At 65.3% G+C, this 20,266-nt stretch carries 18 protein-coding genes; 6 read left to right on the plus strand and 12 right to left on the minus strand.

Annotated elements, in window-relative coordinates:
- The first annotated feature begins 28 nt into the window (after nt 1-28).
- The 5 genes from ACWAT4_RS00365 to trxA all read left to right on the plus strand — a co-directional run bounded on the left by ACWAT4_RS00365 (nt 29) and on the right by trxA (nt 8,449).
- Nucleotides 29-343 (plus strand): PilZ domain-containing protein, encoded by a 315-nt coding sequence (locus ACWAT4_RS00365; RefSeq protein ID WP_212302009.1) that lies wholly within the window; start codon nt 29-31, stop codon nt 341-343.
- 124 nt (nt 344-467) lie between these two features.
- Entirely contained in the window at nt 468-1,190 is a 723-nt protein-coding gene (locus ACWAT4_RS00370; protein ID WP_212302008.1) for a nucleotidyltransferase family protein, read from the plus strand.
- Between the two features lie 221 nt (nt 1,191-1,411).
- Nucleotides 1,412-4,558: a double-strand break repair protein AddB gene (addB, locus tag ACWAT4_RS00375; protein ID WP_449729568.1), complete on the plus strand. Its 3,147-nt coding sequence runs from the start codon at nt 1,412-1,414 to the stop codon at nt 4,556-4,558.
- Nucleotides 4,552-8,061 (plus strand): double-strand break repair helicase AddA, encoded by a 3,510-nt coding sequence (gene addA / locus ACWAT4_RS00380; RefSeq protein WP_449729569.1) that lies wholly within the window; start codon nt 4,552-4,554, stop codon nt 8,059-8,061. Before addB ends, addA begins: the two co-directional genes overlap by 7 nt.
- Before the next feature lie 67 nt (nt 8,062-8,128).
- Nucleotides 8,129-8,449 (plus strand): thioredoxin, encoded by a 321-nt coding sequence (trxA, locus tag ACWAT4_RS00385; RefSeq protein WP_008540017.1) that lies wholly within the window; start codon nt 8,129-8,131, stop codon nt 8,447-8,449.
- Between the two features lie 46 nt (nt 8,450-8,495).
- On the opposite strand, the gene ACWAT4_RS00390 is transcribed toward trxA, so the two are convergent.
- The 6 genes from ACWAT4_RS00390 to trpA all read right to left on the minus strand — a co-directional run bounded on the left by ACWAT4_RS00390 (nt 8,496) and on the right by trpA (nt 13,610).
- Nucleotides 8,496-8,963 carry a MarR family winged helix-turn-helix transcriptional regulator gene (locus ACWAT4_RS00390; protein WP_212302005.1) on the minus strand — a complete coding sequence of 156 codons (468 nt, stop codon included), beginning with the start codon at nt 8,961-8,963 and terminating at the stop codon, nt 8,496-8,498.
- Nucleotides 8,960-9,385, minus strand: coding sequence for an SRPBCC family protein (locus tag ACWAT4_RS00395; RefSeq protein ID WP_212302004.1), 426 nt, complete (start codon nt 9,383-9,385; stop codon nt 8,960-8,962). The genes ACWAT4_RS00390 and ACWAT4_RS00395 overlap by 4 nt, the downstream gene beginning before the upstream one ends.
- A gap of 81 nt (nt 9,386-9,466) precedes the next feature.
- A complete protein-coding gene (locus ACWAT4_RS00400; RefSeq protein WP_212424242.1) occupies nt 9,467-10,207 on the minus strand; it encodes a metallophosphoesterase family protein in 741 nt (246 codons plus the stop codon).
- A 174-nt stretch (nt 10,208-10,381) separates the two neighbouring features.
- Entirely contained in the window at nt 10,382-11,725 is a 1,344-nt protein-coding gene (locus ACWAT4_RS00405) for a bifunctional folylpolyglutamate synthase/dihydrofolate synthase (RefSeq protein WP_212445534.1), read from the minus strand.
- A complete protein-coding gene (accD, locus tag ACWAT4_RS00410; RefSeq protein ID WP_212302001.1) occupies nt 11,722-12,663 on the minus strand; it encodes an acetyl-CoA carboxylase, carboxyltransferase subunit beta in 942 nt (313 codons plus the stop codon). The genes ACWAT4_RS00405 and accD overlap by 4 nt, the downstream gene beginning before the upstream one ends.
- Nucleotides 12,664-12,773: 110 nt before the next feature.
- Nucleotides 12,774-13,610 carry a tryptophan synthase subunit alpha gene (trpA, locus tag ACWAT4_RS00415; RefSeq protein WP_449729570.1) on the minus strand — a complete coding sequence of 279 codons (837 nt, stop codon included), beginning with the start codon at nt 13,608-13,610 and terminating at the stop codon, nt 12,774-12,776.
- A 63-nt stretch (nt 13,611-13,673) separates the two neighbouring features.
- Between trpA and ACWAT4_RS00420 the strand changes: the two genes are divergently transcribed.
- Nucleotides 13,674-14,027 carry an endonuclease domain-containing protein gene (locus ACWAT4_RS00420; protein ID WP_449729571.1) on the plus strand — a complete coding sequence of 118 codons (354 nt, stop codon included), beginning with the start codon at nt 13,674-13,676 and terminating at the stop codon, nt 14,025-14,027.
- Between the two features lie 79 nt (nt 14,028-14,106).
- Here the strand turns inward: ACWAT4_RS00420 and trpB are convergent, their stop codons facing one another.
- The 6 genes from trpB to rpsA all read right to left on the minus strand — a co-directional run bounded on the left by trpB (nt 14,107) and on the right by rpsA (nt 20,139).
- On the minus strand, nt 14,107-15,324 hold the full coding sequence (gene trpB, locus ACWAT4_RS00425; RefSeq protein WP_212424238.1) for a tryptophan synthase subunit beta: 1,218 nt from the start codon (nt 15,322-15,324) through the stop codon (nt 14,107-14,109).
- Entirely contained in the window at nt 15,321-15,980 is a 660-nt protein-coding gene (locus ACWAT4_RS00430) for a phosphoribosylanthranilate isomerase (RefSeq protein ID WP_212424237.1), read from the minus strand. The genes trpB and ACWAT4_RS00430 overlap by 4 nt, the downstream gene beginning before the upstream one ends.
- Before the next feature lie 64 nt (nt 15,981-16,044).
- Entirely contained in the window at nt 16,045-16,437 is a 393-nt protein-coding gene (locus ACWAT4_RS00435) for a lipopolysaccharide assembly protein LapA domain-containing protein (protein ID WP_449729572.1), read from the minus strand.
- A 150-nt stretch (nt 16,438-16,587) separates the two neighbouring features.
- Nucleotides 16,588-16,893: an integration host factor subunit beta gene (locus ACWAT4_RS00440; RefSeq protein ID WP_007598410.1), complete on the minus strand. Its 306-nt coding sequence runs from the start codon at nt 16,891-16,893 to the stop codon at nt 16,588-16,590.
- A 182-nt stretch (nt 16,894-17,075) separates the two neighbouring features.
- Complete coding sequence (gene sppA / locus ACWAT4_RS00445) at nt 17,076-18,056, minus strand: signal peptide peptidase SppA (RefSeq protein ID WP_212301995.1); 981 nt, start codon at nt 18,054-18,056, stop codon at nt 17,076-17,078.
- A gap of 376 nt (nt 18,057-18,432) precedes the next feature.
- Nucleotides 18,433-20,139 carry a 30S ribosomal protein S1 gene (rpsA, locus tag ACWAT4_RS00450; protein WP_212301994.1) on the minus strand — a complete coding sequence of 569 codons (1,707 nt, stop codon included), beginning with the start codon at nt 20,137-20,139 and terminating at the stop codon, nt 18,433-18,435.
- Nucleotides 20,140-20,266 lie beyond the last annotated feature (127 nt).

Genomic DNA, 20,266 nt, shown 5'->3' on the forward strand with positions numbered 1-20,266 from the left:
GATAAGTACAGGGCTGGAGCAAGGGCAGATGGCGGTCAAGACGGACCATCGTGGGAACAGTCGGGTTGTCTTCGAACGTGGGGTGCCGGCCCAGATGATGGGCATCGACGGCACCTGGCGGCGCGAATGCATCATGGAGGACGTCTCAGAGAGCGGCGCCAAGCTGACCATCGACGGCTCGGTCGAAGGCCTGCACCTGAAAGAGTTCTTTCTGCTGCTGTCCTCGACCGGACTTGCGTACCGGCGCTGCGAACTGGCCTGGGTGAACGGCGACCAGATCGGCGTCAATTTCCTGAAGGTCGGCGACAAGAAAAAGACGCGTTCCACAGCCGTCGGGGCGTGACGGCAACACCCGTCGCACAACCGTCACGGCGGGTGGCTAAGGCGGTTAAGACGCGGTGCGGCGGACCGGCGCCCGTGCTAGGTTGCCGCGACGCAGAGATTTTCGAGGTTCGAGAAAGCGAAGGATGTCCGTCAAACCGACCAAAGCCATGGTGCTCGCCGCGGGGTTCGGACTGCGCATGCGTCCGCTGACGGATAAGATGCCGAAACCGATGGTGCCGGTGGCCGGCCAACCGCTGCTCGACCACGTGCTCGACAAGCTCGGCCAGGCCGGCGTGACGGACGCCGTCGTCAATGTGCATTACCTGCCGGACCAGATCATCGAGCACACTGCAAAGCGCCAGCATCCGCGCGTGACCATCTCGGACGAGCGCGACCAGGTGCTCGGCACCGGCGGTGGCGTGGTCAAGGCGCTGCCGCTGCTCGGCGATGCGCCGTTCTTCCATGTCAATTCCGACACGCTGTGGATCGACGGTGTGCGCTCCAATCTGGCGCGGCTTGCCGAAAACTTCGACCCTGCGCGCATGGACATCCTGCTCTTGATGGCGCCGACCGCCACCAGCATCGGCTATAGCGGCCGCGGCGATTACGGCATGATGCCCGACGGAGCCCTGCGCAAGCGCAAGGAAAAGGAGATCGTCCCGTTCGTCTATGCGGGCGCGGCCATCCTCTCGCCGACGATCTTCGAAGGCGCGCCGCAAGGCGAGTTCTCGCTGACGAAAATGTTCGACCGCGCGAACGAGCAGGAGCGGTTGTTCGGCCTCCGCCTCGACGGCGTCTGGATGCATGTCGGAACGCCCGATGCCGTGCGCGCCGCGGAAGAGGCGTTTTTGGAGAGCGTGGCGTAAGCTGCCCCAAACGTAGTGCCGGAGGGTGGATTAGCGTCAGCGCAACCCACCTCTTTTGTTTCAGCGGCGACAGAAGCGGTGGGTTACGCCAGCGGACTGCGCTTCGCGCGGCCGCCGTTTAACCCACCCTAGCCCACGAACAGCGGGGACGACTTCACCCCGCCCCATGACCATTCGAATCCGCCTCCCTATATTGCCCTGATCTCCGAATCAGGCGACCCATGCGCGTTTTCAGCGTTCCCCTCTCAGTTCCGTTCCTGCGCACCATCGTCTCCGCACTGCTGGACGGCCGGCTGGTCGAGGGATTCGAGGCGCGCAAGGAACCGGCGCGGCTGGCGGACGCCACGCTGTATCTGCCGACAAGGCGCGCCATGCGCGTCGTCCGGGAGATCTTTCTCGATGAGATGAAGGCCGACGCGGTGGTGCTGCCGCGCATCGTCGCGCTCGGCGACATCGACGAGGACGAACTCGCCTTCGCCGACGAGGGCGAGCAGTTTTCCGGCACCGCGCCGCTCGAGATTCCGCCGCGGCTCGGCGAGCTCGAACGGCGCCTGACGCTGGCACAGCTCGTCGCCGCCTGGGCCAAAGGCCCGGTGCTGGCGCCGCTGGTGGTCGGCGGCCCCGCCTCGACGCTGGCGCTGGCCGGCGATCTCGCCCGCCTGATCGACGACATGGTGACGCGCGGCGTCGACTGGAGCGCACTCGACGGTCTCGTGCCCGATAACCTCGACCGCTACTGGCAGCATTCGCTCGAATTCCTGCGCATCGCCCGCATCGCCTGGCCCGGCCATCTCGCCGAGATCAACCGGATCGAGCCGGCCTCGCGCCGCGATCTGCTGATCGCCGCGGAAGCAAAACGGCTGACCTCGCATCCGCATGGCCCCGTGATCGCAGCCGGCTCGACCGGCTCGATGCCGGCCACCGCAAAGTTCCTGCATGCGGTGGCCTTGCTGCCGCATGGTGCCGTGGTGCTGCCGGGCCTCGACACCGATCTCGACGACGACGCCTGGCGCAGCATCGGTGGTGTGCGCGATTCACTCGGCAAGTTCGCGGAGCATCCGGCCTCCAACCATCCGCAATATGCGATGCATGCGCTGCTGGATCGTTTTGGCATCAAGCGCAGCGACGTCGAGATCCTGCAGCCGCCGGCCGACGGTGGCCGCGATCTGCTCGCATCGGAATCGATGCGGCCCTCCGCCAAGACGGAGGTCTGGCACGATCGGCTGAAGCAGCCCGATGTCGCCGCGAAGATCGCCGGCGGCATGAAAAATCTCGCCGTGGTCGAGGCGCCCAATCCGGAAATGGAAGCGCTCGCGATCGCCATCGCGATGCGCGAGGCGCGGCATCTCGACAAGTCGGCAGCGCTGGTGACGCCCGATCGTGCGCTGGCGCGCCGCGTGATGGCCGCGCTGAGCCGATGGGATCTCGCCTTCGACGATTCCGGCGGCGACGTGCTGATGGAAACCGCGGCCGGCGTCTTTGCTCGCCTTGTGGCGGAAGCGGCGACGAAGGGATTGGAGCCGCCGACGCTGCTGGCGATGCTGAAACATCCGCTGTGCCGGCTCGGCCGCGCGCCCGGCGCATGGAAGACCGCGATCGAGGGGCTGGAGCTTGCGGTCTTGCGCGGCACGCGCCCGCCCGCGGGCACCGGCGGTCTCCTCCGCGAGTTCAACCGCTTTCGCGACGAGCTGGCAAAACTCTGGCGCAGCGAAGTTTCCGCGCTCCACAAGGCCGAGCCGCGCGCGCGTCTCAAGGCCGAGGATCTCGACCGCATCCAAGCGCTGATCGATACGTTACAGAAAGCACTGGCGCCGATCGAAAGCCTGGCGTCATCAAAGCCGTTTGACTTCGCCGAGCTCGCGCACCGGCACCGCGAAATCCTGATCGAGCTGTCGCGCGACGAACAGGGTGCGCCGTTCGCCTTCGAGGAGCGCGAAGGCCTCGCGCTCGCGAGCGCCTTCGACGATCTCCTGCGCGGCGGCACCACCAGCGGGCTGATGGTAACGCTGCCCGACTATGCCGAATTGTTCCAGACCGCGTTCAGCGATCGCGCGGTGCGAAGGCGCGATAAGCCAGGCGCGCGGCTGCAAATCTACGGCCCGCTGGAATCGCGCCTGATGCAGGCCGACCGGATCATTGTCGGCGGCCTGATCGAAGGCGTCTGGCCGCCGGCGCCGCGGATCGATCCCTGGCTCAGCCGGCCGATGCGGCACGAGCTCGGCCTCGATCTGCCGGAGCGGCGCATCGGCCTCTCCGCGCATGACTTCGCACAGCTGCTCGGCGGCGACGAGGTGATCCTCACCCATTCCGCCAAGGCCGGCGGCGCGCCGGCCGTCGCCTCGCGCTTCCTGCATCGGCTGGAGGCCGTCGCAGGCGATGATCTCTGGAAGGTGGCGGTCCGCGCGGGTGAAAAATACGTGCAGTTCGCGGCCACGCTGGACCAGCCCGCCGAGGTCACGCCGATCAAGCAGCCCGAGCCGCGGCCGCCGCGCGCGACGCGGCCGACAAGCATGTCGGTCACCGCGATCGAGGACTGGCTGCGCGATCCCTATACGATCTACGCAAAGTATATCCTGAAGCTCGATGCGCTCGATCCCGTCGACATGCCGCTGTCGGCCGCCGATCGCGGATCGGCGATCCATGAGGCACTCGGCGAGTTCACCGAGACCTACGCCGCACATCTCCCCCCCGATCCCGCCCGGGTGCTGCGCGCGATCGGCGAAAAGCATTTTGCACCGTTGATGGAACGGCCCGAGGCGCGCGCGCTGTGGTGGCCGCGCTTCCAGCGCATCGCGCACTGGTTCGGCGAATGGGAGACCGCGCGGCGCGACGCGATCGAAGCCATCACCGCCGAGACCCGCGGCGAGATTTCGATCGCGCTCGACCACGGGCGCAGCTTCCGTCTCTCCGCGCGCGCCGACCGTATCGAGCGGCGCCAGGGCGGCGGTTATGCCATCCTCGACTACAAGACCGGCCAGCCGCCGACCGGCAAGCAGGTCCGCATGGGCCTGTCGCCGCAGCTCACGCTGGAGGCCGCGATCCTGCGCGAAGGCGGCTTTCCGGATATCGATGCCGGTGCGTCGGTCAGCCAGCTGGTCTATGTCCGCCTGAGTGGCAACAATCCGCCCGGCGAAGAGCGCATCCTCGAGCTCAAATACAAGCCGGGCGATGAGCCGCAGCCGCCTGATACGGCCGCCGCCGAAGCGCGGGCCAAGCTGGAAGCCCTGGTCCGCGCCTTCGAGGACGAGAACCAGCCATACACCTCGCTGAACCTGCCGATGTGGACCAACCGCTACGGCGCCTATGACGATCTCGCCCGGATCAAGGAATGGTCCGCGGCCGGCGGATTGGGGATCGAGGAATGGTGAAGGCGCCCCGCCCGATTCCTGATGAAGTGCGCGCACGGCAGGCGCGTGCGTCGGACCCGACCGCCTCGGCTTTCGTGTCGGCCAATGCCGGCTCAGGCAAGACGCATGTGCTGGTGCAGCGCGTGATCCGCCTGCTGCTCTCGGGTGTGCCGCCGGAGAAGATCCTCTGCATCACCTTCACCAAGGCCGCCGCCGCCAACATGGCCGAGCGCGTGTTCACCACGCTTGGCCATTGGGTGACGCTGGACGATACGGGACTCGATGCGGCGATCCGCGCCGTCGGCATCCCGCATCCCGATCGAAAATTGCGACGCGAAGCGCGAAAGCTGTTCGCCTGTGCGCTGGAGACGCCGGGCGGATTGAAGGTGCAGACCATCCACGCGCTCTGCACCCGCCTGCTCCAGCAGTTTCCGTTCGAGGCCAATGTGCCGGCACGCTTCGCCGTCATGGACGACCGCGACCAGAACGACATGATGGAGCGCGCCAACCTGAAGGTGTTGCTGGAGGCTGCGCGCGATCCTGACAGCGTCACCGGCCGCGCGCTGCTGACCGCGATGGCGAGCGCCGCCGACGTCACCTTCAAGGAGGTCGTGCGCGAGGCCTGCCTGAGCCGCGACCATTTCATGGCCTGGACCGATGAGGCCGGCAATGCCGAGACCGCCGCTGCACAAATGGCGGCGGCGCTGGGCGTGGACGCAAGCGATCGCATCGAGGATGTCGAGACGGAGATTCTCGATGGCCCATACCTGCCGCGCTCGCGCTGGGACGACACCGCCTTTGCGCTGGAGGATGGCAGCAAGTCCGACAACGACCAGGCAAGCCGCCTTCGCGAGGCAAAGGTGTTTTCCGGCGCCGCACAGGTCGATGCTTATCTGTCGGTCTTCCTCACCGACGAAAAGCTGCCGCGCAAGGCGGTGCTGACCAAGAAATTTGGCGAGCACAATCCGTCCGTCGCCCGCCTGTTCGAGAACGAGGCGCAGCGCATCAGCGGACTGGTCGAGAAGCGCCGCGCGGTCACCATGCGTGACCGCACCGCGGCGCTTCTGCATATCGCGACTGCGGCGGCGGCAAACTACCGCCGCGAGAAGCAGGAGCGCGGACTGCTCGATTACGACGACCTCATCGACAAGACGCTGGCGATGCTCGACCGCATCTCCTCGGGCTGGGTGCACTACAAGCTCGACCGCGGTGTCGATCACGTGCTGATCGACGAGGCCCAGGACACCAGCCCGCGGCAATGGGACATCGTCGCGCACATCATCTCGGAATTCACGGCCGGAGAAGGCGCGCGCGAAGGCCTGAACCGCACCGTGTTCGCGGTCGGCGACGAGAAGCAGTCGATCTTCTCGTTCCAGGGTGCTGCCCCGCACGAGTTCGACGCACGCCGCCGCGAGCTGCATCGCAAATTCACCGCGGCCGGGCTGAAGTTCGATCCGGTCGCCTTCACCTATTCGTTCCGCTCGGGAGCGGCGATCCTGCACTCGGTCGACCACGTGTTCCGCGAACCCGCGATCTACAAGAGCATCCATTCGGTCGAGATCGGTCATCCCCTGCACAATGCACTGGCCGATGCCGGCCCGAGTGTGATCGAGCTGTGGGATCTCGCGGAGGCCGACGACCGGCAGGAGATCGAAGGCTGGCGCGCACCGTTCGACGGCGTCGCCACGACCAGCCCGGAGGTGAAGCTTGCGCGCCGCATCCAGGCTGAGATCAAGCGGCTGGTCGAAAGCGGCACGCTGACCGGGCACGAAGGCGAGCGACGGCCGCTACGCTACGGCGACATGCTGATCCTGGTGCGCCGGCGCGGTAACGCGTTCGATGCCGTGATCCAGGCGCTGAAGCACGCCAATGTTCCCGTCGCCGGCGCCGACCGGCTCAAGCTGACCGAGCACATCGCGATCATCGATCTGATGAACCTTGCCGACGCACTGCTGCTGCCGCAGGACGACCTCGCGCTGGCGGTGGCGCTGAAGAGCCCGCTGTTCGGTCTCGATGACGATGATCTGTTCAGGATCGCTCACGACCGCAAGGGATCGCTGCGCCGCGCGCTCGGCGAGCAAGCCACTGGAAGCGAGAAATTCGCAACCGTATTGCGGCGCCTCGAAGCCTGCGAGATGCGCGCGCGCGACGAAACGCCGTTTGCCTTCTATGCCTGGCTGCTTGGCGGCGATGGCGGCCGCGCGCGGATCCTGCGCCGGCTCGGCCATGAGGCCAATGACGCGCTCGACGAATTCCTGGAGCTGGCACTGAATTGCGAGCGCAAGGCACCCGCCTCGCTGCAAGGTTTCATGGCCTGGTTGCGCTCGGCCGACACCGAGGTGAAGCGCGACATGGAGATCACGCGTGACGAGGTGCGGGTGATGACGGTGCACGGCGCCAAGGGACTGGAGGCCTCGGTCGTGTTCATGGTCGACACCACATCGTCGCCCGCAGACTCGCAGCGGGTTCGGCTGATCCACGTCCCGCGCGGCAATGGCGGCGAGATCGTGGTCTGGGCCGGGCGCAAGGCGGACGATCCCAAACCTGTCGCCGAGGCGCGCAAGGCGATGCTCGAGGAGACCGAGGACGAATATCGCCGCCTGCTCTATGTCGCGATGACGCGGGCGGCCGACCGGCTGATCGTCGGCGGCTGCATGCCCGGCAACATGAGGACGGTCCGCAAGCTGAGCTGGTACGATCTCATCGACACTGGGCTCACCGGCTCGGGGCTGGAGAAGGAGACGATCGAGACAGCGCTCGGCAAGGTGACCCGCTTCGCGCGACCTCAGGATGTCACGGCGCTCGGCACGCCCGCAACGACGGTCGGCCAGACGATCGCGCTGCCGGACTGGCTGCGGACACCGGCGCCGCGCGAGACCATCGAGGACGATCCGGTGCGCCCATCGGGCCAGGCCGCCGAGGAAGGCCGCGTGGTCCGGACCGGCGAATCGGTGCAGCTGCGCGCGCTGGCGCTGCAACGAGGCACGCTGGTGCACCGCCTCCTGCAATCGCTGCCCGACATCGCCGCCGAGCGCCGGCGCGAGGCCGCGCTGGGCTTCATGACCCGCAACGCCGCGGACTGGGCCGCGGCCGACCGCGTTGCGCTCGCCGACAAGGTGCTCGCCCTGATCGCCGAGCCACGCTTTGCAGCCGTGTTTGCCGCGGGCAGCCGGGCGGAGGTCGCCATCGTCGGCAAGCTCGACCGGCCGGGGCGGCCACCGGCGCTGGTGTCGGGGCAGATCGACCGGCTGGTCGTTCGACCGGACGAGGTTTTGATCGTCGATTTCAAGACCAACCAGGTGGCGCCCAAAAGCGCGGCGGAGGCGCCTGCCGCCTATGTCCGGCAGCTTGCGCTGTACCGGGCCGTGCTATCGCGGCTTTATCCCCAAAAGCCCATCCGGGCCGTCCTGCTCTGGACCGAGGCCCCTGAATATATGGAGATTTCAGCCCCCGCGCTGGACGCGGCGCTGGCATCCCTTCATGTCGGCGTGAGCGTCCTTGACCCGGCAAGGGGCCGTTCATAGGTTGACCGCATGATCCCGGGCGCGATTCCCATCCGCGCCGATTCTTTCAACCGAGTGAGGTACTGCAATGGCCGTTAGCAAGGTTTCCGACGCCGATTTCGAAGCCGAAGTGCTCAAGGCGAACGGCCCCGTGGTCGTCGATTTCTGGGCCGAATGGTGCGGCCCCTGCCGCATGATCGCTCCCGCGCTTGACGAGATCGCCGGCGCGATGGGCGACAAGGTCAAGATCGTGAAGCTCAACGTCGACGAGAGCCCGAAGACCGCGTCGAAATACGGCGTGATGTCGATCCCGACCCTGATGATCTTCAAGGGCGGCGAGATGGCCTCCCGTCAGGTCGGCGCCGCGCCGAAGGCGAAGCTGCAGCAGTGGATCACCTCCGCGGTCTGATCCACGTCGCAGAGGATTCGAAACGGCCGGCCTTTCGCCGGCCGTTTTATTTTGGGTCGACCTCATTGCCTACGACGAGCGCCTGAAACATCGCGACCAGCCGCTTGGTGTCGGAGGCCAGCGGCTCAAAGAACGCTGCATCGGCGTCCTCGACCGCGACCACAGCCTTGCGGGCGAGATCGCGCCCCGCCTTGGTGACGGTGATCGCCTTGGCGCGCGGATCCTGGGGATGATCGATCCGCTCGATCAACCCTGCTGCTTCCAGCGCGCGCAACACCTGGGACGTGGTCATCGGATCGATGCCGCTGAGCTGGGACAGCCGCGCCTGGGTCAGCGTTTCCTCGGCGCCGAACCAGGTCGCGGTCGCCAACAGCACGAATTGGGAATGGGTGATCTCGTAAGGCTGAAGCGCCACCCGCAACCGGCGTTGCCAAGCGTTCGATATCTTCCAGAGCAGGAAGCCCGGGCTTTCGGCGGGGCCGGACAGACGGGTCGGGAGCGGCGGCTTCGTCATCGGGTCCCCTCGGCCAGTTTGGACAGGCTCGCGAGCACCTCGGGGAAATCGGCGGAAACCGCAGGGCCAATCTCGGCGGCCTGCGGCCCACGGGCATCGACGGCGTAGACAATGCGGGTCCGTGCGGGTCCAAGCGGCTCGATGCGATGGGTGACGAAAATGGCGAGGTCGCCGACCCGTGTTTCGTCGACGAAGCAGACGTTCTCGCGCACGTCGACCAGTTGCGAGCGCAGCGCCTCCTCGCCGGGAGGCTTCATGGTGAACCAGGTGCCGGTCTCGAACGGCCCGTCGATGTCGATCTGCTCGATGCCCGCGTTCCAGCTCTTCCAGGCGGGGACGTCGCGAAAGATGCTCCAGATCGTTTCTGCGGCTGCCGACGTCTCGATCGCGTATTCGCTCCGCCAGGTGTTTTCGTCGCTCATGGCATGACCTCCCATTTAATATGCACGCTTATAATAAGCGCGCATACTATAATGTCAAGCCCGCAGCCTTGAGGGAGCCGTCTACTTGATCCACCCCGTCGCCAGCGCGTTCGCAAGCTCCGGCTGATTGTTGCGGCGCGCGAGCGCGGCCATCGTTTCATGGTCGTAGGCGATCTGACGAAACGTGACCTGCCAGGCAGCGTCAGAGAGCTCGAGGATCGCGTAACGCGAGTGCGGCGTGCCGGCCTCGACCAGATGCGGGAATGGATGCACATCGCGATAGCCGGGGCTGCCGACGCTGCCGGGATTGACGATCAGCCGGCCGTCGCGAAGCCGCACGGCACGCGCAAGGTGCGTGTGGGCGCAGAGGATCAGGGATTGCGTGATGCCTTGCGCGAACTGCTCGATGCGATCGAGCGGCGACAGGGCGACCGTGCCGTCAGGATGCACAGTGTCGAGCCAATAGATTTCGTCATCCTCAGGCGTTGCGTGACAGAGAAAGACCTGCTCCCGAAACACGCGGGTCATCGGCTGCGCGCGGAGCCAGTCGAGTTGCGCGGCATTGAGCTGCGCATGCGCGGGACGGTCCCACGAGCCCATCTTCTCCGGGGGACGATCGAGCAGATAACGGTCGTGGTTGCCGAGTACGTGCACGGCGTCGAGCGGCATCAGGATGTCGATTGTGCGCCGTGCATCGAGCGGGCCGCTCAGCATGTCGCCGAGATTGACGATGTCCGTGATGCCTTGTGCACGAATATCGGCCAGCACGGCCTCCAGCGCGAGATAGTTTCCGTGGACGTCGGCAATCGCGGCAAAACGCATCGTTATCCTCACTCCCGTGCCCGGAACGCGGCGCAGCACCATAAGCGCGCTTACGCGCGTCTTCGACGCGCTATGGTGGTGCGCCGCCGAGCCGGGGCCCATGTTGCGGCATTCCGGGTCCCGGCTCTGCGGAGCAGCGTTGCACGCTGCACCGCGTCCGGGACACGAGACCGCCTATGCAGGAGGCGTGCCGTTGAGCCCCAGCACGTGGCCAGCGAGATAAAGCGAGCCGGTGATCAGGATGCGCGGCGGCACTTCGTAGGCGAGCCGCGACAAAGCCCGCAGCGCAGCCTCGACGCCGGGGGCGATCTCGACGCGCATGCCGAGGCTGCGGACGGCATCCGCAAGGCGATCCACCGGCATCGCATTCTCGGTGTCCGGGATCGGCACCGCGATGATGTGGCGGGTGAGACCCGCGAAATTGGCGAGAAACGCTTTTGCGTCCTTGTTGGCCATCATGCCCGCAATCACGACCAGCGGCCGCGACACGCGTTCTTCGAGATCGCCGAGCGCGGCGGCTGCAACGCGGCCGCCTTCGGCATTGTGGCCGCCGTCGAGCCAGATCTCAGAGCCCTGCGGCCCGAGGGCGAGCAGTTCGCCCGAGGTGAGACGCTGCATCCGCGCCGGCCATTCGGCGCCGACGATGCCGGCCTCGAACGCCGCCTGGCTGATCCTGAACGTCGAAATCGCGCGCAATGTCGCAATCGCAAGGCCGGCATTGTCGAACTGATGACGGCCGAACAGGCGCGGCGCCGCGAGATCCATCAGGCCGCGCTCGTCGGAATAGACCAGGCGCCCATGCTCGACATTGACGTGCCAGCTTTCATTCGCGGCAAACAGCGGCGCGCGCGTGCGCTTGGCCTGCGCCTCGATCACAGCCATCGCGTCCGGGGTCTGCTCGGCGCAAATCACGGGCACGCCGTGCTTGATGATCGCGGCCTTCTCGCCCGCAATCGACGCCAGGGTATCGCCGAGGAAATCCGTGTGATCCATGCTGACAGGCGTGATCACGCAGGCCGCGGGCGCATCGACCACATTGGTCGAATCGAGCCGGCCGCCGAGGCCGACTTCGAGCAACACCGCATCGGCAGGATTTTGCGCGAACAACAGGAACGCGGCGGCAGTCTTGAGCTCGAACACAGTCGCAGGCTCGCCCGCATTGACGCGCTCGACTTCTTCCAGAGCCGCGCGCAATTCATCATCACTGACGAGCACGCCGCCACCGACGCGGCCGAGACGAAAGCATTCGTTGATGCGGACGAGATAGGGTGAAGTGTAGGTATGGACGCGCAGATCAGCTGCCTCCAGCGTCGCGCGCAGATAGGCCACCGTCGAGCCCTTGCCGTTGGTGCCGGCGACATGGATCACCGGCGGCAGCTTGCGTTCGGGGTGACCGAGCCGCTCGAGCAGGCGGTGCATGCGCTCGAGCCCGAGATCGATGCGCTTCTGATGCAGCGCCGACAGCCGCCCGATCAATGCGTCGAGCGGCTTCTTTGCGCTGTCAGGAGACGCGTTCACGCGTGGGGCGCAGCCGGCGCCGTCTCAGCGGCCGAGACGATCTGCGCCGGGCTGACGACTGGCTGCGTCGGCTTGGACGCGTTCTCCTGCGCCGGTGCCTTGGTCAGCAGGCGGCAGAGCCGCGCCAGGGTCGGGCGCAACTCGTGGCGATGCACGACCATGTCGACCATGCCGTGCTCTTTCAGATATTCGGCGCGCTGGAAACCTTCAGGCAATTTCTCACGGATGGTCTGCTCGATCACGCGCGCGCCGGCAAAGCCGATCAGCGCGCCGGGCTCGGCAATCTGCACGTCGCCGAGCATCGCGTAGGACGCGGTGACGCCGCCGGTGGTCGGGTTGGTGAGCACGACGATATAGGGCTGCTTTGCCTCACGCAGCATCTGCACCGCGACGGTGGTGCGCGGCATCTGCATCAGCGACAAGATGCCTTCCTGCATGCGCGCGCCGCCGGAGGCGGCAAACACGATGAACGGCGACTTCTTCTCGACCGCGAGCTCGAGCCCGCGCACGATGGCTTCACCCGCAGCCATGCCGAGCGAGCCGCCCATGAAATCGAAATCCTGCACGGCGACGACGACGCCGGCGCCTTCGAGCTTGCCGTAACCGACCTTGATCGCGTCGTTCAGATTGGTGCGCGCACGCGCATCCTTGATGCGGTCGACATATTTCTTCTCGTCGCGAAACTTCAGCGGATCGGGCGTGACGTCGGGCAGGGCGACGTCGAACCAGGTCTCGTTGTCGAAGATCGACTTCAGCCGCGCCACCGCGCCCATGCGCATGTGATAGTTCGAGCCGGGGATGACGAACTGGTTGGCCTCGACGTCCTTGTAGAACACGAGCTGTCCGGAATCCGGGCACTTGATCCACAGATTCTCCGGCGTCTCCCGCCGCAGCATGTTGCGGATCTTCGGCCGGACCACATTGGTAAGCCAGTTCATGGTTTGCTCCGATATGCGAACCCGCAGGGGATCGCCTGAAGGACTATATGGCGGCCGGGCCCCTGCCCGGCAAGCCGCCGTGTCGGCCGCCTTGGCAACGGAATCATGACCTATTCGGCCGCTTGTTTGGCGCCCTTGACACCCTGGGCCAGGGCCGCCGTCAGCTCGGCCACCGCGTTAACGGTCTCGGCGGTTGCGCGCCCGTCGGCATCGAGGCTGTTCTTGAGCGCATCGACCAGTGCGGTGCCGACCACCGAACCATCCGCCTTCTCGGCAATCGCGCGCGCCGCCTCCGGCGTGCGGATGCCAAAGCCAACGCAGATCGGCAACTTGGTATGCCGCTTGATGCGCGCGACGGCTTCGCCGACGGCATTCGCGTCCGCCGCCGCTGCGCCGGTGATGCCGGCGATCGAGACGTAATAGACAAAGCCCGACGTGTTCGCGAGCACCGCGGGCAGGCGCTTGTCGTCGGTGGTCGGGGTCGCCAAGCGAATGAAGTTCAGGCCCGCCTTCAGCGCGGGAATGCAGAGCTCGTCGTCTTCCTCCGGCGGCAGATCGACGATGATGAGGCCGTCGACGCCTGATGTCTTGGCATCAGCCAGAAACTTGTCGACACCGTAAATGTAGATCGGATTGTAGTAGCCCATCAGCACCAGCGGCGTGACGTTGTCGTCCTCGCGGAAGCCGCGCACCAGCTCCAGCGTCTTCTTCAAGGTCGTGCCACCCTTGAGCGCGCGCAGACCTGCCGCCTGAATCGAGGGGCCATCCGCCATCGGATCGGTGAAGGGAATGCCGAGTTCGATGACGTCAGCGCCCGCCTTGGGCAGCGCCTTGACGATATTGAGCGAAGTCGCGAGATCGGGATCGCCGGCCATCACATAGGTGACGAAGGCCGAGCGGCCGGCTTTTTTCAGTTCGGCGAAACGGGTGTCGATACGCGTGGTCATGATTCGGCGATCGCTGTGCTATACCTCTCCCCTCCGGGGAGAGGTCGGCTGCGAAGCAGCCGGGTGAGGGGGATCGAGAGGTTCAAGTCCAGAGCGCAAAGGCTCCGCGAGTCGCAGACGAGCGCCGAAGCGAAACTTTGGCAGGCGCTGCGCAATCGGCAGCTCGCCCGCTGGAAATTTCGCCGCCAGCACCCTGTCGACCGGTACGTCGTCGATTTCGTGCCGTTGGACGGAAAACTAATCATTGAGGTGGACGGTGTCACGCATTCCAGCCCGACCGACATCGAGAAAGACAACGTCAGGACCGAAGTCCTTGAAGCCTGCGGATTTCTCGTCCTGCGAGTCTCAAATACCGACGTGTATGAAAATATAGAGGGCGTACTTGAACTCATCGAACCCTCATTGAGGTTCGAGTGAGCGGAGAGACCCCTCACCCGGCTGCTTCGCAGCCGACCTCTCCCCGACGGGGAGAGGTGAAGAGAGTGCGATAGTCGCCTCACTTGCTCTTGCCCTTCAGGATGTCGCCGACCTGCGGGACGTCCTTGTCGCCGCGGCCGGAGAGATTGACGACCATCAGGTGGTCTTTCGGCCGCTTCGGCGCGAGCTCCATCACCTTGGCGATGGCGTGCGCGGGCTCGAGTGCGGGGATGATGCCTTCGAGCTTCGAGAGCAGCTGGAACGCGGCGAGCGCCTCGTCATCGGTCGCGGAGAGATAATTGACGCGGCCGACCTCATGCAGCCAGGAGTGCTCGGGGCCGATGCCTGGATAATCGAGGCCGGCCGAGATCGAATGCGCGTCCTGGATCTGACCGTCGGCATCCATCAGCAGATAGGTGCGGTTGCCATGCAGCACGCCGGGACGGCCGCCCGCGATCGAGGCGGCATGCAGCTGCGTGAGCCCGTGGCCCGCGGCTTCGACACCAAAGATTTCGACCGAGGGATCGTCAAGGAACGGGTGGAAAAGCCCCATCGCGTTCGAGCCGCCGCCGATGCAGGCGACCAGCGAATCCGGCAGGCGTCCCTCGACCTCCTGCATCTGCGTCTTGGTCTCGTTGCCGATAATGGACTGGAAGTCGCGCACCAGCGTCGGATAGGGATGCGGACCCGCCACCGTGCCGATGCAGTAGAAGGTGTTGTGCACGTTGGTGACCCAGTCGCGCAGCGCCTCGTTCATCGCATCTTTCAGCGTGCGCGTGCCCGACTGCACCGGAAACACTTTTGCGCCCAGCATCTCCATGCGGATCACATTGGGCTGCTGCCGCTCGACGTCGACCGCGCCCATATAGACCACGCATTCGAGACCGAACCGCGCGCAAAGCGTCGCGGTGGCGACACCGTGCTGGCCGGCACCGGTCTCGGCGATGATGCGCTTCTTGCCCATGCGCCGCGCCAGCATGATCTGGCCGAGCACGTTGTTCACCTTGTGCGAGCCGGTGTGGTTCAGCTCTTCGCGCTTGAGGTAGATTTTCGCACCGCCGAGATGGTCGGTGAGACGCTCGGCGAAATAGAGCGGCGAGGGCCGGCCGACATAGTTCTTGAGATAGCCGTTCATCTCGGCCTGGAAAGCCGGATCGGCCTTGGCCGCGGTGTAGGCTTTCTCCAGATCGAGGATCAGTGGCATCAAGGTTTCGGCAACAAAGCGTCCGCCGAAAATGCCGAAATGACCGCGCTCGTCGGGTCCGCTGCGATAGGAGTTTGGTTTGGCGATGTTCATCGAACGCTCAACTCTTGAGTGGCGCGCGCGGCGCGAATGAAGGCCTTGATCAGCTCCGGATCTTTCACGCCGGGAGCGCTCTCGATGCCGGAGGACACATCGACGCCGCCCGCGCGGGTGACGCGAACGGCCTCGGCGACATTGTCGGCATGAAGTCCGCCCGAGACCATGTAGGGCAGTTTCAGATCGAGATTTTCCAGCAGGTGCCAGTCGAACGGCGCGCCCAGGCCGCCGGGCCGGGTCGCATCCTTCGGCGCGCGCGCATCGAACAGGATGCGATCGGCGACTGCGGCATAGCCCGGCAGGACAGCAAGATCGGCCGCGATTGCGACCGGCACGGCCTTCATCACCGGGCGACCGAACTTCTGCTTGATGTCCCGCAGCCGCGCCACGCTTTCCTTGCCGTGGAGCTGGAGGATGTCCGGCGACAGCGAATCCATGATGTTGTCGAGCGTGGCATCGTCGGCATCGACCGTGAGCGCCACTTTAAGCGCTCGCCCCTTCACCTGCCGGCCGAGATCGCGCGCCGTCTCCAGCGAGACGTGCCGCGGCGACGGCGGAAAGAACACGAACCCCACCATGTCGGCGCCCGCGTCGAGCGCGACGTCGAGCGTCTCGCGCGTGGACAGGCCGCAGATTTTGACGATCAGGGACATGGTCTCAAAGCGGGTGGAGGCCGCAAGCGGCGGCCGGTAAACGGTTTTTCGGTCGGGGCCGCTTCTACAACGTCGCGCGCTGCTTGTCTCGCCCGACGGGCCCGTAAAGGCCCATCCCGGAGGGCGCCGGGTGACGTTGAGGTTCGGGCTTGGCCGGGGCCGTCTGGGCCCGCAGATCGGCCAGCTCGACCCGGGCGGTCCGCGCATCCGCCTCATGGCGGCGCGCGGCACGCCGCCAACGCCGCTGGCCGAACCAGACGGCGCAGCCGCCGGCGACGACGCCCACGGCCGCCACCAGGATCAGAAGCAGAAACAACGGCAGCGTGACCGATAGGGCCGGATCGGCCGCCATGAAGGGATCGAACGAGACGGTGACGAAATGCCGGTTGGCCACCGCAAAGGTCACCAGGATCAGGCCCAGCGGGATCACGATCAGCGCGGTCAGGAACTTTCGCATCGCGATCGCTCGTCTTGAATCAAGCTTGCTGCCGCATCATGCGGCTGTTCGGTAAAGCCCGGACGACAGAGCATGATCCGGAAAAGTGGGCAGCGGTCTTCCGCAAAGATCATGCTCAAACCATAACCTAAAGCGCGATTTCATCGCGCCTTAATCGGGCGCGCCGGGATCCGGATGGTCGCGGTTCAGCCGCTCGCGCATTTCCTTGCCGGTCTTGAAGAACGGAACGCTCTTCTGATCGACGGGGACATGGGCGCCGGTGCGCGGATTGCGGCCGGCGCGTGCAGGGCGATGCTTGACCGAGAAGGCACCGAAGCCGCGCAGCTCGACGCGGTCACCGCGCGCGAGGGCCGCTACGATCTCTTCGAGAATCGCATTCACAATGTTCTCGACATCCCGCTGGTACAGATGCGGGTTGTGCTCGGCGATACGCTGAACAAGTTCGGATTTGATCATCGAGAGATAGGACCCGGAAGCGTGCGGATGACCATTTCCGTGAAAATGCCTTGATCTGTCAAGACGCTAAATGAAGGTTGAGCGTCGGGAAAATGCGTGACAAATGCCGAAAAAGCGGGCTGCGCAGCTACCCGCCAGACGGGAAAAAGATCCAAGGCTCGCGTTGTTCCCGCCTTTTCCGGTCAATTCGACGCAGCCGGCTGCCACAAGGCCAGCATTCCATCCATACCGACGCGATCGACCGCCTGCACGACACCGGTTTGCGCGATTTGATGCGCAATCGAGCCGAATCCAAGCGCTTCCAGCGTCACGGCAGCAGCCGTCTTGAGGAACGGCAGATCGCCAAAGCGCGGCTCGAGCTTGTAATCGCGGACCGAAAGACCCTTCTTGACGCCCTTCTGCTCCTCGAGCCAGGTCACGGCGGTTTTCTCGTCGCCGAGCTGGTCGATCAGCTTGAGATCGATCGCCTGGCGGCCGGTGAAGACACGGCCATCGACGACTTTTTCGAGCTGCGTGTCATCCATGCCACGGCGCTGCTTCACCAGATCCTTGAACCAGGCATAGGAATCCTTCACCAACGCATCCAGCGCGGCCCGCGCTTCCGGGCTGGTCGGCTCAAAGCCGTTGGGCGCGGCCTTCAGCGGCGTGGACTTGACCTCCTCCACCTTGACGCCAACGGTCTTCAGGAGTTCCGAGACGTTGGGAAACTGGAACAGCACGCCGATAGAGCCGACCAACGAGCTCTGCTGGGCGATGATGTGGTCGCTCGCAATCGCGGTGATGTAGCCTCCGGACGCCGCAAGCCCTTCGACCACGACGACCAGCGGCTTCTTCGCCTTCAGCCGCGTCAGTGAATCATAGAGCTGCTCGGAACCGGCGGTGGTGCCGCCCGGCGAATTGATGTGAACGACGACCGCGGCGGCCTGCGAGTTCTCCAGCCGCTCCAGCGCCCGCGTGCGCTCGGCATCGCTGCGGATCAGGCCGTCGATCTGCACGCGTGCGATCGCGCCGGCGGTGGCGAAGCTGCCGCGCGCGCCTGGTGTCGCGATCAGCGCGAAGCCCGCGATCGCAGCGATCGCGATCAGCGCGGCCATCACGCGCCAGAACGTCAGCTTGCGGCGGATCCTGCGGCGGTCGACGATGATGTCCGAATCGAGCGACATCGAAATATCTCCAAATGAAAGGCCGCGGGCGTTGTGCCGCCACAACGTGACCATTGGCTTGCCTGGATACATCAATTGCGGCGCAATTTGAAGAAAACAAGGCCTCGTGACGGGCGAGGAAGTCGCCACAAGCTCCTTCGTCATCCCCGCGAACGCGGGGATCCATGACCCCAGGGAGGAGTGTGACGCGAGGCGCCCACTTCAAGTCTTCGCCAAACCAATTCTTGTGGGTATGGATCCCGGATCGGCGCTCCGCTCTAAACAACGCTACGCGTTGTCCAGGGCTGCGCTTGTCCGGGACGACGACGGAGTATGCTGCAACAAAAAAGCCCCGGCTCGCGCCGGGGCTTCGATGTCAGCAAAACCTGCGTTTCGCTTACTTGCTGTCGCGGTTCTTGAGCGCGGTGCCCAGAATGTCGCCGAGCGTCGCACCCGAATCCGAAGAGCCGTACTGCGCGATGGCTTCCTTCTCTTCCGCGACTTCGAGCGCCTTGATCGACACCTGGACCTTGCGGGCCTTCTTGTCGAACTGGATCACGCGGGCGTCGACCTTCTCGCCGACGGCGAAGCGTTCGGCGCGCTGGTCATTACGGTCACGCGCGAGCTCCGAGCGCTTGATGAAGGTCGAGAAGTCGGTCCCGGTGATCTTCACCTCGATACCGCTTTCCTTCACTTCGAGCACTTCGCAGGTCACGACCGCGCCCTTCTTGACATCGCCCGGCTCGGCGAAGGGGTCGCCTTCGAGCTGCTTGATGCCGAGCGAGATACGCTCCTTCTCGACGTCCACATCGAGCACCACGGCCTTCACCATGTCGCCCTTCTTGTAGTTGTCGATCACCTGCTCGCCCGGAAGCTTCCAGTCGAGGTCGGAGAGATGGACCATGCCGTCGACGTCACCCTCGAGGCCCAGGAACAGACCGAACTCGGTCTTGTTCTTGACTTCGCCTTCGACCACCGAACCGGTCGGGTGACCTTCGACGAAGACCTCCCAGGGGTTGCGCATGGTCTGCTTGAGGCCGAGCGAGATGCGGCGCTTGACGGAATCGACTTCCAGCACCTGCACGTCGACTTCCTGCGAGGTCGACACGATCTTGCCGGGGTGCATGTTCTTCTTGGTCCACGACATCTCGGAGACGTGGATCAGGCCCTCGATGCCCGGCTCGAGCTCGACGAACGCACCGTAGTCGGTGATGTTGGTGACACGGCCGGTGAAGCGGGCACCCAGCGGGTACTTGGCTTCGATGCCCTGCCACGGATCGTCCAGCAGCTGCTTCATGCCCAGCGAGATGCGGTGCGTCTCGTGGTTGATCTTGATGATCTTGACCTTCACGGTCTGGCCGATCGAGAGCACCTCGGTCGGGTGGTTGACGCGGCGCCACGCGATGTCGGTGACGTGCAGCAGACCGTCGATGCCGCCGAGATCAACGAACGCACCGTAGTCGGTGATGTTCTTGACCACGCCGTCGATCACCTGACCCTCTTCGAGGTTCTGCACCAGCTCCTGACGCTGCTCGGCGCGGGTCTCTTCGAGAACCGTGCGGCGGGAGACGACGATGTTGCCGCGGCGGCGGTCCATCTTGAGGATCTGGAACGGCTGCGCGTTGTTCATCAGCGGCGCAACGTCGCGGATCGGGCGGATGTCAACCTGCGAACGCGGCAGGAAGGCAACGGCACCGTCGAGGTCGACGGTGAAACCACCCTTGACCTGGTTGAAGATGACGCCCGTGACCTTCTCGTTGTTCTGGAACGCCTTCTCCAGCTTGCCCCAGCTCTCTTCGCGGCGCGCCTTGTCGCGCGACAGCACGGCTTCGCCGAGGGCGTTTTCGATGCGATCGAGGAACACTTCCACCTCGTCGCCAACCTTGATCTCGCTGTCACGGCCGGGGCCGGAAAATTCGCGCAGCGCAACGCGGCCTTCGGTCTTCAGGCCGACGTCGATGACGGCCATGTCCTTTTCAATTGCAACCACCTTGCCCTTGACGACCGAGCTCTCCTGCAGGTTGCCACCTGCGAAGGACTCGTCGAGCATCGCGGCGAAATCGTCGCGCGACGGGCTATAGGAATCAGCGGAAGTCGAAGCCATTTGTTCTCCAGTTGCGGATGTCTTGCCGGCCGTTGGGGTTCACGGGCGTATCGCGCACGCAGTGTCGGAAGGTCCGCAAGACCTTCGAGCGACCGCTCGTTGCTCCGGCTTGACGCCGAAACAGCGG

The sequence above is a fragment of the Bradyrhizobium sp. T-1 genome (genome assembly GCF_053592855.1).